The 15,258-nt window shown below is 73.1% G+C and carries 15 protein-coding genes; 2 read left to right on the top strand and 13 right to left on the bottom strand.

Annotated features, from left to right (window positions below):
* Positions 1 to 45 precede the first annotated feature (45 nt).
* The 10 genes from K311_RS0105620 to K311_RS0105580 all read right to left on the bottom strand — a co-directional run bounded on the left by K311_RS0105620 (position 46) and on the right by K311_RS0105580 (position 9,155).
* Positions 46 to 267: a class IIb bacteriocin, lactobin A/cerein 7B family gene (locus tag K311_RS0105620; protein ID WP_026816505.1), complete on the bottom strand. Its 222-nt coding sequence runs from the start codon at positions 265 to 267 to the stop codon at positions 46 to 48.
* Between the two features lie 302 nt (positions 268 to 569).
* Positions 570 to 1,034, bottom strand: coding sequence for a phosphatidylglycerophosphatase A family protein (locus K311_RS0105615; RefSeq protein WP_245570629.1), 465 nt, complete (start codon positions 1,032 to 1,034; stop codon positions 570 to 572).
* Between the two features lie 113 nt (positions 1,035 to 1,147).
* On the bottom strand, positions 1,148 to 2,122 hold the full coding sequence (gene thiL, locus K311_RS0105610; RefSeq protein ID WP_043796984.1) for a thiamine-phosphate kinase: 975 nt from the start codon (positions 2,120 to 2,122) through the stop codon (positions 1,148 to 1,150).
* Complete coding sequence (gene nusB, locus K311_RS0105605; RefSeq protein ID WP_026816502.1) at positions 2,122 to 2,583, bottom strand: transcription antitermination factor NusB; 462 nt, start codon at positions 2,581 to 2,583, stop codon at positions 2,122 to 2,124. The genes thiL and nusB overlap by 1 nt, the downstream gene beginning before the upstream one ends.
* Positions 2,580 to 3,047, bottom strand: coding sequence for a 6,7-dimethyl-8-ribityllumazine synthase (ribH, locus tag K311_RS0105600; RefSeq protein ID WP_026816501.1), 468 nt, complete (start codon positions 3,045 to 3,047; stop codon positions 2,580 to 2,582). The genes nusB and ribH overlap by 4 nt, the downstream gene beginning before the upstream one ends.
* A gap of 31 nt (positions 3,048 to 3,078) precedes the next feature.
* Positions 3,079 to 5,208 (bottom strand): peptidase domain-containing ABC transporter, encoded by a 2,130-nt coding sequence (locus tag K311_RS15545; RefSeq protein ID WP_051239558.1) that lies wholly within the window; start codon positions 5,206 to 5,208, stop codon positions 3,079 to 3,081.
* Position 5,209: 1 nt separating this feature from the next.
* Complete coding sequence (locus tag K311_RS0105590; protein WP_026816500.1) at positions 5,210 to 6,460, bottom strand: HlyD family secretion protein; 1,251 nt, start codon at positions 6,458 to 6,460, stop codon at positions 5,210 to 5,212.
* A gap of 203 nt (positions 6,461 to 6,663) precedes the next feature.
* Positions 6,664 to 7,764 carry a 3,4-dihydroxy-2-butanone-4-phosphate synthase gene (gene ribB / locus K311_RS15540; protein WP_043796985.1) on the bottom strand — a complete coding sequence of 367 codons (1,101 nt, stop codon included), beginning with the start codon at positions 7,762 to 7,764 and terminating at the stop codon, positions 6,664 to 6,666.
* A gap of 185 nt (positions 7,765 to 7,949) precedes the next feature.
* Complete coding sequence (locus tag K311_RS18615) at positions 7,950 to 8,276, bottom strand: hypothetical protein (RefSeq protein ID WP_161627298.1); 327 nt, start codon at positions 8,274 to 8,276, stop codon at positions 7,950 to 7,952.
* Between the two features lie 279 nt (positions 8,277 to 8,555).
* Complete coding sequence (locus K311_RS0105580; protein ID WP_026816499.1) at positions 8,556 to 9,155, bottom strand: riboflavin synthase; 600 nt, start codon at positions 9,153 to 9,155, stop codon at positions 8,556 to 8,558.
* Positions 9,156 to 9,218: 63 nt separating this feature from the next.
* Between K311_RS0105580 and K311_RS0105575 the strand changes: the two genes are divergently transcribed.
* Together K311_RS0105575 and K311_RS0105570 are read left to right on the top strand one after the other, a co-directional pair.
* Entirely contained in the window at positions 9,219 to 11,099 is a 1,881-nt protein-coding gene (locus tag K311_RS0105575) for a glycosyltransferase family 39 protein (protein ID WP_026816498.1), read from the top strand.
* Positions 11,096 to 12,961, top strand: coding sequence for a glycosyltransferase family 39 protein (locus K311_RS0105570; RefSeq protein WP_026816497.1), 1,866 nt, complete (start codon positions 11,096 to 11,098; stop codon positions 12,959 to 12,961). The genes K311_RS0105575 and K311_RS0105570 overlap by 4 nt, the downstream gene beginning before the upstream one ends.
* 28 nt (positions 12,962 to 12,989) lie before the next feature.
* Here K311_RS0105570 and ribD read toward each other — a convergent pair whose 3' ends face one another.
* From ribD to nrdR, 3 genes are read right to left on the bottom strand one after another with little or no spacing between them, the layout of a single operon-like run.
* Positions 12,990 to 14,123, bottom strand: a complete 1,134-nt coding sequence (gene ribD / locus K311_RS0105565; RefSeq protein WP_051239557.1) for a bifunctional diaminohydroxyphosphoribosylaminopyrimidine deaminase/5-amino-6-(5-phosphoribosylamino)uracil reductase RibD — start codon at positions 14,121 to 14,123, stop codon at positions 12,990 to 12,992.
* A gap of 50 nt (positions 14,124 to 14,173) precedes the next feature.
* The gene (locus tag K311_RS0105560; protein ID WP_026816495.1) at positions 14,174 to 14,653 is read right to left on the bottom strand and encodes a GNAT family N-acetyltransferase; all 480 of its coding nucleotides are present in this window, start codon (positions 14,651 to 14,653) and stop codon (positions 14,174 to 14,176) included.
* Between the two features lie 6 nt (positions 14,654 to 14,659).
* Positions 14,660 to 15,178, bottom strand: coding sequence for a transcriptional regulator NrdR (gene nrdR / locus K311_RS0105555; protein WP_026816494.1), 519 nt, complete (start codon positions 15,176 to 15,178; stop codon positions 14,660 to 14,662).
* Between the last annotated feature and the right edge of the window lie 80 nt (positions 15,179 to 15,258).

Raw genomic sequence — 15,258 nt, 5'->3', positions numbered from 1 at the left:
TCCGGTGGGCGCCGGCTGCGCGGACGCAGCCGACGCCAGGGCGGCTCAGCCGCCGGGGCAGGTGGCGGTGGGGTCGGGGTTGCCGCTGCAGTCGATCTCGAACGACATGCCGTCGACGCCGACCTCGAAGCTGACGTCGCATTCGTTCGCCACCGCGTACGCGGCCACCGCCACGCCGGCGAGCACGATGATTCCGATGATCACCGGCACCAGCGCCGCATTGCCGCCCTCCACCATCTCCAGTTCCATCTGGGTGAGTTCACGCATGACACCACTCCCTGGTGTGCACCCGCGGTATTGCGGGCAGGGTCAGCAGACCCTGATTACCCGGGTCGGAATCAAGGGGTGCTCGCGGGGTCGCGGCGATTTCCTACAACGCCGCGCGGAACGCGCGTAGGAGCGGCTTCAGCCGCGATCCCTCCCCACTCGCGCGAAGCGCGCCCGCGCCCCGGCGCGGGCCCTCACTCGTTCCTCGTTCCTCGTTCCTCGTCCCTCGTTTCTCGTTCCTCGTTTCTCGCTCATCGCGGCTGAAGCCGCTCCCACAAGAAGCGGGGGGGCTGAAGCCGCTCCTACGAGAAGCGGGAGAGGAGCCAGGCGCCGAGTTGCAGCAGGGCCAGCGCCCAGAGGCCGGCGAAGGCGTCGTCGAGCATCGCGCCGAAGCCGCCGTGCAGCTTCGAATCGGCCCAGCTCACCGGCCACGGCTTCCAGATGTCGAACAGCCGGAACAGCGCGAACGCCGCGACCACCCAGGGCCAGCCGGCGGGCAGCAGGATCAGCGCGATCCACATGCCGACGTATTCGTCCCAGACGACGACCGACGGGTCCTCGATGCCGGTCCTGCGGATCGTCCAGTGCGCCGCCCAGCAGCCGAGGACGAACGTCGCCACCAGCACCGCCAGATACACCGGCAGCGACAGGTCGCGCAGCAGGAACCACCACGGAACGAGCGCCGCGAGACTGCCGACCGTCCCCGGCGCCCACGGCGAAAACCCCGCCCCGAACCCGGCGGCGATCCAGCCCAGCGGATGCCTCATCAGCTTCCGCCGCGTCCCCGTCGGCATCAGCGCCATGCGTCGCGCTCCGAACCGAAAGCTCTATCCGTGTTCATCCGGGCTCGTCCGTGTTCATCCGTGGCAAAGAATTCGAACTACGCCCGCCCGAAATGTTCGTATCCCGCGGCCCCGGGCACCCAGGCCTCGCCCTCCGGCGTGGTCAGGCGGATACCGGGCTCGGCGGTGATCCGCCCGATCACCGCGGCGCCGCAGCCGGCGGCGTCGAGCGCCATCTCGATCGCCAGCGCGTCGGCCGGCGCGGCGGTGAAGCACAGTTCGTAGTCGTCGCCGCCGGAAAGCTGCAGCGGCCAGCGCGCCCGCTCGTCGGCGAAGTGGTCGGCGAGCGTGCGCGAGGTCGGCAGCCGGCCGAGCTCGAGCGCGGCGCCGAGGCCGCCGCTGGCGGCGAGCACGTGGCCGAGGTCGGCGAGCAGGCCGTCGCTGACGTCGACCGCAGCGCGGGCGAGGCCGCGCAGCGCGGCGGCGACCGCCAGGCGCGGCGTCGGCCGGTCCAGCCGGTAGCGCAGCTTGGCCGAGAACGGCCCGCGCGCCCGCCACTGCGCCAGCGCGCCGGCGGCGTCGCCGAGGGTGCCGGTGACCCACACGTCGTCGCCGGGGCGGGCGGCGTCGCGGTGCAGCGCCGCGCCCGGCGCCACCAGCCCGTGCGCGGTCACGGTGACGGCCAGCGGGCCGGACGTCGTGTCGCCGCCGACCAGCGCGACGTCGTGTTCGTCGGCGAGCTCGCAGAAGCCGTCGAGGAAACCGTCGACGAAAGCGCTGCGTTCCTCCGCGCTCGCGAACGGCAGCGTCAGCGCCAGCGTCACCCAGGCCGGCGTGGCGGCCATCGCCGCGAGATCGCTGAGGTTCACCGCCAGCGCCTTCCAGCCGATGTCGGCGGGGGCGGTGCCGTCCGGCCAGTGCACGCCGGCGACGAGGGTGTCGGTGGTGACGACGAGCTGCTGGCCGGGCGGTACCGCCAGCAGGGCGGCATCGTCGCCGATGCCGAGCACGACGTCGGCGCGGGAGCGGGCGCGCGCGCGGATCCGGTCGATCAGCGCGAACTCGCCGGCCATCAGCGCTGGCGGGCGGCCTGTGCCTCGGCGGCGCGCCACTGCGCCGCGGCGTGGTCGAGCACGCCGTTGACGTAGGTGTGGCCGTGCTCGCTGCCGAAGCGCTTGGTGGTTTCGATCGCCTCGTTGATCACCACCCGGTAGGGCACGTCGGGGCGGTGCAGCAGTTCGTAGGCGGCGATGCGCAGCACCGCGCGCTCGATCGGATCGACCTGGGCGATGTCGCGGTCGACGAAACCGGCCAGCTTCGCGTCCAGTTCCCCGAGGTTCGCCTCGACGCCGCGCACCAGGTCCTCGAAATACTCGAGGTCGGCCACTTCCATGTCCTGCTCGCTGCGGAACTGCTCGATGACCTTGGCGATCGCGGCGCCGGACAGCTGCCAGGCGTAGATCGCCTGCAGGGCGCGGCGGCGGGCGCGGGAACGGGCGTGCGGGTCGATGCCGTCGGGGCGGGCGTGCTTCATGCGAGTTTTCCGATCAGGTTCGCCATCTCGACGATGGCCAGGGCGCATTCCTCGCCCTTGTTGCCGTGGGCGCCACCGGCGCGGGCGACGGCGTCCTCGTGGCGCTCGACCGCGAGCACGCCGTTGGCGACCGGCACGCCGGTGTCCAGGGCGACGCGCATCAGGCCGCGGGCGCATTCGTCGGCGACGTGTTCGTAGTGGCGGGTGTCGCCGCGGACCACGCAGCCGAGGGCGACGATGCCGGCGTACTGGCCGCGGTCGACCGCGTGCGCGGCCGCCATCGGCAGCTCCCAGGCGCCGGGCACCCGGATCAGGTCGACGGCGTCGGCAGCCACGCCGTTGCCGGCGAAGGCACGGCGGGCGCCGTCGACGAGGGCGTCGACGATGCGCGGGTTCCAGCGGCTGGCGACGATGGCGTAGCGGGCCCCGTCGGGGCTGCGGACATCGCCTGCGTAGTCGGTCATCGGGGTGGGCGGGGACGAAGGGGCCGCAAGTTTACCCCGTGGGGACCGGGCTCGCGGCTTCCGGGGCGGCGCGGGCCGGCGGCCCCGGCGGCAGCCCGGGCCGGGCTTCCTGCACGATCCGGCCGCCGTGCAGCACCAGCACCCGGTCGGCGGCGGCGATGGTTTCCGGGCGGTGGGCGACGATCAGCTTGCCGATCCGCAGCTGCCGGATCGCCGCGTTGACCCGCTGCTCGTTGCCGACGTCGAGGTGGCTGGTGGCCTCGTCGAGCACCAGCAGCCGCGGCTGCCGGTACAGCGCCCGCGCCAGGATCACCCGCTGCTTCTGGCCGCCGCTGAGGGCGCTGCCCATGTCGCCGATCAGGCTGTGGTAGCCCATCGGCATCGCCGCGATCTCGTCGTGCACCGCGGCGGCGCGGGCAGCGGCCTCGACCCGGACCATGTCGACGCGGTCGTCGCCGAGGGCGATGTTGTCGGCGATCGAACCGGCGAACAGCTGGTCGTCCTGCATCACCACGCCGACCTGGGCGCGGAAGTTGCGGGCGCCCAGCCGGCGCAGGTCGCGGCCGCCGACCAGGACCCGCCCCTCCTCCGGCGACAGCAGGCCGAGCACGAGCTTCAGCAGCGTCGTCTTGCCGCCACCGGAGGCACCGACGATCGCCACCGTCTCGCCCTCGTCGACATGGAAGCTGCAGCCGCGCAGCACCCAGGGTTCGCCGTCGGCGTAGCGGAAGCCGAGCTCCCGCACCTCGATGCGCAGCGACGCCGGCGCCTGCTCGAAATCCGACGCCGGGTCGTGCTCGGGTTCCGCGAGCACGATGTCGGCCAGGCGCTCGCCGTGCAGGCGCAGCATGCGCAGTTCCACCAGGCGGTCGACCAGGGTCGCGGTGCGCGCCGCGAACTGGTCCTTCCACGCCAGGTACGCGAGCAGCATGCCGACCGAGAAGCCGCCGTCGAGCACCAGGCCGGCGCCGAGCCAGATCACCAGCACGCGTTCGCCGCCGAACAGCAGCTGCTGGCCGGAGGAGAAGCCGAGCCCGAAGGTCGCCAGCCGCAGTTCGCGGTTGAGGGTGTCGACGACCAGGCTGCGGTACTGCGCCGCGCGTGCCGGCTCCTGGCCGGCGACCTTCAGGCTCTGGATGCCGCGCAGCGATTCGAGCAGGTGGCCCTGCTGGCTCGCCGCCGCCTCGAGCTGGCGTTCGTTGGCCTCGCGCAGGTGCGGGAAGGCCGTCATCCGCGCCGCCAGGTAGAGCGCGACGGCGAGGAAGCCTATCGCCGCGAGTTTCGGGCTGTAGAGCAGCATCATCGTCGCCGTCGCCACGGCCAGCACGCCGTCCACGAGTGCCTCGACGAAGCCGGTGGTGAGCGTGCGCTGGATCGCCTGCACCGCGCCGAGCCGCGACACGACGTCACCGAGATGGCGTTTCTGGAAGAAGTCGAGCGGCAGCCGCAGCGCATGCGCGAGCACGTTGCCGGTCCACTGCCGGCCCAGCGCCGCCGCCAGCGCGACCAGGGTCCAGCCGCGCAACAGGCCGACGCCGACCTGCAGCGCCAGCAGCAGCGCGAAACCGAGCGCGATCACCGCCAGCAGTTCGCGGTCGGCGGCGACCAGGGCGTGGTCGACGATCCACTGCAGCTGCATCGGCGCCAGCAGAACGAACACCTGCAGCGCCAGCGACAGCGCCAGCAGCAGGCCGAGCGCGCGCAGGCCGCCGGCGACGCGGCCGAGCAGCTGGCGCAGGCGCAGCGGCGGCGGCGCGGCGCGCGGCGCGAAGGCGGCGGCCGGCGTGAGTTCGAGCGCGACGCCGGTGAAGCGGCGCGCGACTTCGTCGGCATCCACGTGCCGGCGCCCGAGCGCCGGATCGAGGATGCGCAGCCCCCGCCGCCCGACCTTCTCGAGCACGACGTAATGGTCGAGGTTCCAGTGCAGCACGCATGGCAGCTTCAGCTCGCGCAGCTGCGCCGGCTCGAGCCGCAGCGCCCGCGCCTGCAGCCCGAGGGCGCCGGCGATCGCCACCAGCCGCGCCAGCGAGGCGCCTTTCAGCGACAGCGGGAAGCGCTGGCGCAGCGCCGGCAGGCCGATGCGGTGGCCATGGTGTTCCGCGACCATCGCCAGGCAGGCCAGGCCGCATTCGCCGACCGCGGATTGCCGGATCGCTTCCACGTCAGCCCCGCCCGTGCTCGCGCACGGCACCGTCGAGCGCCTGCAGCGGTTCGAGCAGCCATTCCCAGAGGCGCCGGCGCTCGCCGAGCAGGTCGGCTTCGAGTCGCATGCCGGGGCGCAGCGGTTCGCCGCGGCCGAAGGCGACGACCTCGGCCCGCGCCGGCGCCACCACTACCCGGTACAGCGGCTCGCCATCGCCGCCCTCGCCCACCGAAGCACTGCGCGAGACGCGCAGCACGGTGCCCGGATGCTGGCCGAACTTCTGGTACGGGAAGGCGTCGTAACGCAGCAGCACGCGGTCGCCGGGGGCCACGAAGCCGACCGCGCGGCTCGGCACCGCCAGATGCGCCTCGAGGGTCGCATCGGCCGGCAGCAGCGCCAGCAGCGGCTGCCCGGCCAGCACCGCCTGTCCCGGTTCCACCAGGCGCGTGGCGATGCTGCCGTCGGCGGCGGCGACGATCACCGCCTCGGCGCGGGCGGCGGTGTCGGCGGCTTCCTGCGCCAGCGCCGCGAGTTCGCGCTGCTGCGCCGCGTCAAGGGCCGCCAGCCGCGCCGGCATCTCGTCGCGCGCCTGCGTGAGCTGCGACTGCTGCCGGCGCAGCGCCGCGTGCTGGCGTGCGGCCGCCTGTGCGAGCGCGCGCTGTTCCAGCGCCGCGGCCTCGCGCTGCTGCAGCTCGAGCGCGGTGACGAAGCGGCGCGCGTGCAGCTCGCGATAGCGGTCGAGGGCCGCTTCGGCGAGTTCCTGCTGGCGGGCGCGGGTCAGGCGTTCGGCGTCGACCTGGACGAGTTCGAGTGCCAGCGCCTGCAGCTGGGCGGTGACGCCGTCGCGCTGCGCCTCGAGCTGGGCGCGCTGCGCGGCGTAACCGGCGACCAGCGCGCTGCGACGTTCGGCGAGGGCGGTTTCGGCGACGCGCGCGGTGTCGCCGTCGCGGCGGGTGACCCGGCTGGTGGCGACGATCGCGAGCACGTCGCCGGCGCGCACGGCGTCGCCTTCGCGCACGCGCAGCGACAGCACGGTGCCGGCGACCGGCGACACCGCGCTGGCGAGGCCGTCGCGCGGCACCAGCTGGCCGGCGACGCGGGTGCGGCGGCTGTAGTCGGCGGTGGCGAGGAAAACCACGACCGCCGCCGTCGCCAGCAGCGCGAACGCGGCGAGCAGCCAGCGCGACAGCGGCTGCCCGAGCGCGATCGTGCCGAGCCCGGTTTCGGCTTTCGCTTCCAGCACCTGCGGGCGGAACAGCGGCGCGTCCATGCGGCGATCCAGTGCGCGGTGAACCTGGATCGACGATGCCTCGTCGCCGCGCGCGGCGCCTCCGCCACGGGCTCGCCGCGGCGTAGGAATTCGGCGTGGACGTGAACCGGAAAACTACTCCGGCACCGGAACCCGCGGCATTGGAACCCGGGAATGTACTCCGACCCCGGTTTTCGACCCGGGTTTTCGGCCCGGTTTTCGGCTCAGCGCACGTACTCGACGACCTCGAGTCCGAAGCCTGCCAGGCCGACCTGCCGCCGCGGCGTGCCGAGCACGCGCAGCTTGCCGAGCCCGACGTCAGCCAGGATCTGCGCGCCGGCGCCGTTGCGGCGCCATTCGCGCACCTTCGGGCCCTTGCCGGAGGCCGCCGCCGCGTCGTCGGCCTCGGTGATGCGCGCCAGCAGCTCGTCGGCGCCGTGCGGTTCAGCCAGCACCACCACCACGCCCTCGCCGGCCGCGGCCACCGCCGCCATCGCCTCGTGCACGCCGATGCCGAAATCGGCGCGCCGCCACTGCAGCACGTCGCTCAGCGGGTTCTGCACGTGCACGCGCACCAGCGTCGGCGTGTCGGCGCGCGGCGTGCCGTGCACCAGCGCGAAATGCAGCTCGCGGCTGACGCGGTCGCGGTAGGTCAGCAGGCGGAATCCGCCGTGCGCGGTGTCGATGCCGCGCTCGTCGATCCGCTCGACGGTGTGTTCGGTCTCCAGGCGGTGCCGGATCAGTGCCTCGATCGAGCCGATCTTCAGCCCGTGCTCGCGGGCGAAGGCCTCGAGCTCCGGCCGCCGTGCCATCGAGCCGTCGGGGTTCAGGATCTCGACCAGCACACCGGCCGGTTCCAGCCCCGCGAGCCGCGCCAGGTCGGCGGCGGCTTCGGTGTGGCCGGCGCGGGTCAGCACGCCGCCGGGCTGCGCCATCAGCGGGAAGATGTGGCCGGGCATCACCAGATCGTCAGCGCTCGCGTCGGGGCGCACCGCGGTGCGGATCGTGTGGGCGCGGTCGTAGGCGCTGATGCCGGTGGTGACGCCCTCGGCCGCCTCGATCGAGACGGTGAAGTTGGTATGGTAGGGCGAGGCGTTGTCGCGGACCATCGGCCCCAGCCCGAGCTGGCGGCAGCGCTCGCGCGTCAGCGACAGGCAGACCAGCCCGCGCGCGTGCGTCACCATGAAATTGATGTCCGAGGGCTTCACCAGCTCGGCGGCCATGATCAGGTCGCCCTCGTTCTCGCGGTCCTCGTCGTCGACGATCACGACCATGCGGCCGGCGCGCAGTTCTTCCAGCAGTTCGGGGACGGGGGCGAAGGGCATGCGGATAGCCGGCAGAGAAATCAGGCGCCAATTCTAGGCCACCCGGGACCGGGGACCGGCCCGGATGGATGCAACGCAGGGGTGCGGTTCAGGGCTCGTAATCGCGCAGCGCCAACCGTCCCCGGCGTCACGGTCTCCGCGACCTCCCAAATGCAAGTCGCACGTGGGCGAAACTCAACAAGCTGCTACGGGCAGAAGTATGGATTGACTGCCAATACGAGATCGCGAGGTTCCATGTTGCGCACGAACTCCGCATCACCGAATGCGTCATAAGAAATGGAGCCTGCGAGCTCACCGCCCGCTTCGATCCGGTGCGGTTCGCACGGTCCGACACACGAGCCGAAATCTGCATCCATCGCGACCAGCCGAATCCTGTCGCCATTCAGGACCGCTCGCGTGCCGATACTGACGTAGCCTCCCGCGTTCGGCCACTGATCCGACGACACGCAAATTGGTCGCTTCTCCGTCGAAACGAGCGAGATCTCGAATGTTCTCTTCTCAGGCAAGTCCACGACGCGCAGTCGATACGACGTTGGAACGCTTGTTGTCTCTCGTGGGGTAGACACGCAGCCGGCCAGAGCGGTCATGAGCAAGAGTGCCTGCGCCGCCAGAAGTCTTCTCATCGCTCTATGTACTCCATCAAGTGGTCTGGATTGCTGAGGCGTAAGGCATCTGGAAGCTCGTTGAAGCTTCTTTGCTGCTCTGGTGTGCCCGTACGGTATGGCTTCGCCGAAATTCCCCGTGAGATGGTGAATGGGAAGTCGATCATCCGAAGCGTCAGGTGAGCCGTTTCATGACTCGGCGCCCGCCAGCAACCGCTCGACATACCGCGCGACGGTGTCGGCCTCGAGGTTCACCGCATCGCCCACCTTCGTCGCCACGAACGCCGTATGCGCGATCGTGTGCGGCACCAGGTTCACTTCGAAACCTTCGTCGTCGACGGCATTGACGGTGAGGCTGACGCCGTCGACGGCGATCGAGCCCTTCACCGCGACGTAGCGCAGCAGCGACGCCGGCGCGTGGAAACGCCAGCGCTGCGAGCGGCCGTCGTCGTGCACCGCGGCGACGTGGCCGACGGCGTCGACATGGCCGGCGACCAGATGCCCGCCGAGGCGATCGCTGGCGCGCAGCGCGCGTTCGAAGTTGACCGGAGCGCCGATCGGCAGCGCGCCGAGCGTGGTCAGCGCCAGGGTCTCGTTGCTGAGGTCGGCTGACCAGCCTTCGTCGTCCCAGGCGACGACGGTGAGGCAGCAGCCGTTGACGGCGATCGATTCGCCGAGGGCGATGTCGTCATGCGCCAGGCCACCCCAGGCATAGGTCTGGCGCTGGTCGCCGCCGCGGTGCTCGCGGGCCGCCAGGCGGCCGACGGACTGGATGATGCCGGTGAACATGCGGGTCGTCGCTCGATCGGGGCCGCCAGTCTAAGCGCGTCGCGGCCGTTACCATGCCGGGCCATGTCCGCCGCCGCCCCGCCATCGCCGAACACCGCAGCCACGACCGGCGAACGCCTGCTGCAGGTGCTGCTGGTGGTGGCGGCGCTGCTGCAGGTCGCGGCCTTCGCCTGGTTCGTGCCGGGCAACGACTGGGCGCGCGACCTGGTCGCCGCGGACGCGATCGTGCGCGGCGAGGGCTGGCCGCTGCGCGGGCCGATCGTGCGCAGCAGCTTCCATCTCGGCCCGCTGTGGTACTGGCTGCTGGCGCTGCCGGTCGGGATCGGCGCCGGGCTCGCCGGCAGCGCCGTGTTCGTCGGTGCGCTGGCGACGCTGAAGGTGGCGCTGGCGTGGCGGCTCGGCGCGCGCCTCGGCGGGCGTGCGCTGGCGCTGCCGCTGGCGGCCTTCGCGCTGCTGCCGGGCTGGAACCTGCTGACGGCGCTGCAGCTCACCCACACGGCGGTGCTGGAGACGCTGCTGTACGCGGCGCTGCTGCCGCTGCTGACGCTGGCCCGCGATGGCCGCGCGCGCGCCTGGCTCGGCTTCGGCGCGCTCGCCGGGCTGGCGGTGCAGGCGCATCCGGTCGCCGGCTTCCTGGTGTTCCCTGCCGCGGCGGTGCTGTGGCGGCGGCGTTCGCGGCTGCGCGGCGAGCTGCCCTGGCTGCTCGCCGGCGTGCTCGTGGCGCTGCTGCCGTGGCTGCCGGCGCTGGTCGCGGAAATGCGCGAAGGCTGGCCGGTGCTGGCGCGGCTGGCGCAGCCCGAGGGCAGGGCCGCGGGGCCCGGCTTGCTGCCGGGCCTACTGGGGTTGCTCGCCGCCTCGACCGGCGGCGCCGCAGCGGCGGTACGCGACTTCCTGCCGGCGACGACGCACGCGGCGGTGGTGGGCGGCTTCGTGCTGGTGTTCGCGCCGGCGCTGGCGACGCTGCCGGCGCTGCACCGCGACGGCGCCCTCGCGCAGGCCTGGCGTGCGGCGTTCGCCGCGTGGCTGCTCGCGGCGGTGCTGCTGGTCGCGGTGCGGGCGACGGTGCCCTTCTACATGGCGGCGCTGCTGCTACCGGCGCAGGCGCTGCTGCTGGCGCTGCCGCTGGCGGCGGCGTGGCGGACGGGCTGGCGCTGGGCCGCCGGCGCACGCGCGACCGCGGTGGCGGCGGCACTGGGCCTGGCGATCGCCGGCAATCTCGGCGTGATCGCGACGATGCGCAGCGGCCATGCCGCGTTGCCGCTGGCGAACATCCACGACATCCGCGCCGATGCCCCGCGCGTTCCGCTGGCGCTGCTGCCGATGAACGGGTTCGAGCGTCTCGCGACGCAGACCTGCGCGCAGTCCGGCGACGGGGCGCGCGGCGCGGATGCGGCCGACGCGGTGCTGCGCGTGCATGGCGAGCTCGCGGCCCTGGTCGACTTCTACCAGAGTCTGCCGTTCGCGTGGCGCTGCCCGCGGCTGCGGGTCGAACTGTCCGGCGGCGACGACGGCCGCGCGCGGCACTGGGCCGGGGCGACGCCGCATACGCTGCGCGTGCTCGGTTTCGCCGATGCCGGCTGGGATGCGGCCTTCGCGCTGCAGCCGGTGCGGATCATCGCCGCCGACGCGCCGGTGCCGCTGGTCGAAGGACCGGCGTACCCGCATCGTGCGTTCGCGGACGGCGAGGCGATCGCGCACGTCTTCGCGTTCGACGGCGCTGCGGACGAAGCGGTCGCCGCGTACGCGCCGCTGTTCGTGTTCGACGGCGGGCACGTCGTCGGCGCGACCTGTGATGGCGATGCGGTCGTGCCGGCAAGCAGCACCAACAGCGGCGCACTGTTCCTGCCGCCGCCGGGCCGCGGCTGCCGCTGGCGGCTCGAAATCGCGTCGCGGCGGCCGCAGCAGTTCGATGTCGTGATGCTGCCGATGGGTCGCGGGCGGTGAACCGTGCCGACACGCCGGTGCCGGGCACGGCCGCGCCCGCGGAACCGCCCGCACCGCCGCGGCTGCTGGTCGTCGCGGTGGTCGCGGTCGCGCTGCTGCACGTGGCGTGCTTCGCCTGGTACGTGCCGAACAATGACTTCATCCGCGACCTCGTCCATGCCGGCGCGCTCGCCCACGGCGAGGCGTTGCCGCTGCGCGGCCCGACCCTCAACGAGGCCTTCGACCTCGGGCCGCTGTGGTTCTGGCTGCTGGCGCTGCCGCTGGCGCTCGGCGCCGGTTTCGCCGGCACGGGCGTGTTCGTCGGGGTGCTGTCGACGCTGAAGCTGGTGTTCGGCTGGCGCCTGGGCACGCGCCTCGGCGGACCGTGGCTGGCACTGGCGGTGGCGGCGCTGCTGCTCGCGCCGGGCTGGGACCTGATGCACAAGCTGCAGCTGACCCACACCGTGGTGCTGGAAACGCTGCTGCTTGCCGCCTGGCTGCCGCTGCTGACGCTGTGGCGCGGCGGCGGCGGGCGGCAGTGGGCACTGTTCGGCGGTGTCGCCGGGCTCGCCGGGCAGGCGCATCCGGTGGCGATGCTGCTGGCGCTGCCGGCGGCAGTGGTGCTTTGGAGAAGGCGCACGCGCTGGCGCGGCGACATCGGGTGGCTGGCGTCCGGCCTCGTGCTGGCGCTGCTGCCGCTGGCACCGATGCTCGTCGCCGAATGGCGCGAGGGCTGGCCGATGCTCGCGAGCATCGAAACGCGCTGGACGGCGCCGCCGGACCGGCCGCCCACGACCCCGCCGCAGCTCGGGTGGGCGGTCACCGGCGGGGTGTGGACGCTGCTGCGGGCGCTGCTCCCGGCGGGTTACGCGGCGGTCGCCGGGTGCGCGCTGCTGGTCTGCGTCGGGATCGCGGCGGCGGGCCTGCCCACGTTGCGCGGGGCGCCGCGGCTGCGCCGGGTCGCGATTCCGGCACTGCTGCTGGCGATCGTCGCGATCGTGCTGGTAGCGCTGCTGCGCGAGCGCACGCCCTCGTACATGGCCGTGGTGCTGTCGCCGCCGCTGCTGTTCGTGCTGGCGGCGCCGCTGGCGGCACTGGCGGCGCGTGGCCGCGGCGGGCTTTTCGCGGCGACGTTCGGGCTGCTGGCGGCACTGGTCGCCGGCGCCGCCGGTTCGTTCGGCTGGATCGCGGCGACCACCTCCGGACATCTGGTGCTGCCGCTGCAGGCGATCGGCGACGTGCGCCATGTCGATCGGCCCGGGACCGCGCTGGCGGGCACGCCGCTGCATGCGCTCGACGCGATCGCCGCGGCGCAGTGCGATGCCGGCGTCCTGCGCGTGCACGGCGAACTGGCGGCGCTGGTCGACTACTACCACGCGCTGATGTTCCGCCTGCCCTGCCCCGGGCTCGATCTCGCGCTGATGGGCGACGACGCCGGCGCCCGCCACTGGGCGGCGATGACGCCGCATGCGCTGCACGTGCTCGGTTTCGCCGAGGCCGGCTGGGCGGACGCGGCGGCGCTGCAGCCACGCCGCGTGATCGCGCCGGCCAGCGGCGTGCGGGTGGCCGAGGTCTACGACCATGCCTTCCCGGCGGTCGCGCCGGGCGCCGAGGTCGAGCGCGTGCTGGCCTTCGATGCGGCCGGCGACGAGGCGGTGGCGGTGTATTCGCCGCTGTTCCTGAGCGATGCCGCTCACGGCACCGCGGCGAGCTGCGATGGCGAGCCGGTCGCGCCAGCGGTGCGGACGAATGCGGGCGCGCTGTTCCTGCCGCCGGGCGGCCGCGGCTGCCGGTGGGAAGTGCGGGCCTGGAGCCGCGTGCCCGACCAGCTCGACGTGATCACGTTGGGGACGTACCCCGTTAAGCGGGACGTACACCGTTAAGCGGACCGCTTAACGGTGTACGTCCCGCTTAACGGGGTACGTCCCCGGGTACGAGGTGCAGGCGCAGGTCGGGGCCGATGTGGGCGGTCTCGACGATGCGCAGGCCGATCCGCTCCGCCATCGTCGCCGGGTCCAGGCCCGCGAACAGCGGACGTCCGCGCTCGCCGAGCAGCACCGGCGCGATGTAGAGCAGCACTTCGTCGACCAGGCCCGCGCGCAGGAAGGCGCCGGCCAGCGTCGCGCCGGCCTCCACCTGCACCTCGCCGATGCCGCGCTGCGCCAGCTGCGCGAGCACCGCGGCGAGGTCGAGGCCGCCGCCGTCGAGGCGGCGCACCGAGAACGCCGGCAGCTCGTCGGAGTAATCCGGCACCACGTCGTCGCCGTGCACGGCCAGCGTCGGCGCGGCGCCGTCGGTCAGCAGCCGGCAGCCATGCGGCAGGCGCCCGCGTTCGTCGAGCACGATGCGCACCGGCGGCACGAAGGCGACGTCGTCGGGAAGCCGCACCGTGAGACGCGGATCGTCGGCGAGCACCGTGGCGATGCCGGTCAGCAGGCCGCCGGCACGCGCGCGCCAGTGCATCACGTCGGCACGCGAGGCCTCGGAGCTGATCCATTTCGATTCGCCGTCGTGCAGCGCCGTGCGCCCGTCCAGGCTCATCGCCAGCTTGACCCGCAGCCACGGCCGGCCGCGCTCGATGCGACTGAAGAAGCCGCGATTGAGTGCCCGCGCCTGCGCCTCCATCAGCCCGGATTCGACGGTGATGCCGGCGGCCTGCAACTTCGCGAAGCCCTGCCCGGCCACCTGGTAGAACGGGTCGCGTACCGCCGCGACGACGCGGGTGACGCCGGCCGCGACCAGGGCATCTGCGCACGGCGGCGTGCGCCCGAAGTGGGCGCAGGGCTCGAGGGTCACGTAGGCGGTGGCGCCGCGGGCGGCGGCACCGGCCTCGGCGAGCGCGTTCGCCTCGGCATGCGGCTCGCCGGCGCGGGCGTGCCAGCCCTCGCCGACCACGCGGGCGCCGTCGGCGATCACGCAGCCGACGACCGGATTCGGGCGGGTCGTGTAGGCGCCGCGCGCGGCGAGCGTCAGCGCCCGCGCCATGTGCGCATGGTCGACCGCGCTGAACGGGAATCTGGGACGTACACCGTTAAGCGGCGGCATCGCGGTCCGGCTCCATCACGGTGAACAGGCTTCCTGCGGGGCGCATCAGCTTACCCGTCCGCACCGGGCGCGAGCGCCAGGCTCATCACCTCGACCGGCGTGCCGTTCAGCGCGAACGGCCCGAGCCGCTGCCAGCCGAGCCGCGCGTAGAAGTTCGCGTGCTCCGGCGTGAACAGCCACAGCCGCGGAATCCCGAGCGCGGCCGCATGCGCGACCAGCGCCCGCACCAGCGCCGCGCCGAGGCCTTCGCCGCGCCGTTCCGGCCGCACGTACAGGCTGGCCAGCCAGGCATCGCCGGTGGCGGCGAGCTCGGGCGCGTCCTCGTCCACGAGGCTGACGGAGCCGGCCAGGCCGCCGGCGTCATCGATCGCCACGAGGGTCGTCGGCCGCGTGTGCCGGGTCGCGTGGTCGTGCAACTCGGCGGCGCAGTCCGCCAGCGTCCAGTCGGTGTAGAGCGCCCCCCACTGCGCGTGGTGCCAGCGCGCGAGCGTGTCCACGTGCCGCGGCTGGTCGGCGAGGAAGGCGATCACGGCGCCTCAGCGCCGGCGCGGGCTGCCGGCGGCCTCGTCGAGCAGCGGCAGCTGCAGGCCCTCGAGCCCGGGCAGGTCGCGTTCCAGGCGTTCGATCTCCTCACGGAAGGCCTGCACGTCCTCGAACTTGCGGTACACCGAGGCGAAGCGCACGTAAGCCACCTGGTCGAGCTTCTTCAGCTCCGCCATCACGAACTCGCCGACGCGCAGGCTCGGCAGCTCGCGCTCGCCGCTGGTGCGCAGCGCGTGCATCACCGCCCGCACCGCGTCCTCGATCTGCTCGCTGCCGACCGGCCGCTTCTGCAGCGCACGCTCGAAACTGGTGCGCAGCTTGCGCTCGTCGAAGGTCTCGCGGCGACCGTCGCTCTTCACGATCGCCGGCATCTTCAGCTCGGCCGTCTCGAAGGTGTTGAACCGCTCCGCGCAGCGCTCGCACTCCCGCCGCCGCCGGATCGTCGTGCCGTCCTCCGACACGCGCGAGTCGATGACCTTGGTGTCTTCGTGGTGGCAGAAGGGGCAATGCATACGGCCAGAAACTAGAAACGAGAAACGAGGAACGAGAAACGAGTGAAGGCCCGCGCTGCGCGCGGAGGGCGGGAGAAGGG

The sequence above is a fragment of the Arenimonas composti TR7-09 = DSM 18010 genome (assembly GCF_000426365.1).
GTDB classification, from domain to species: Bacteria; Pseudomonadota; Gammaproteobacteria; order Xanthomonadales; family Xanthomonadaceae; genus Arenimonas; species Arenimonas composti.
Note: the sequence above shows the minus strand (reverse complement) of the source record. Positions and strands in the feature narration are given on the sequence as shown.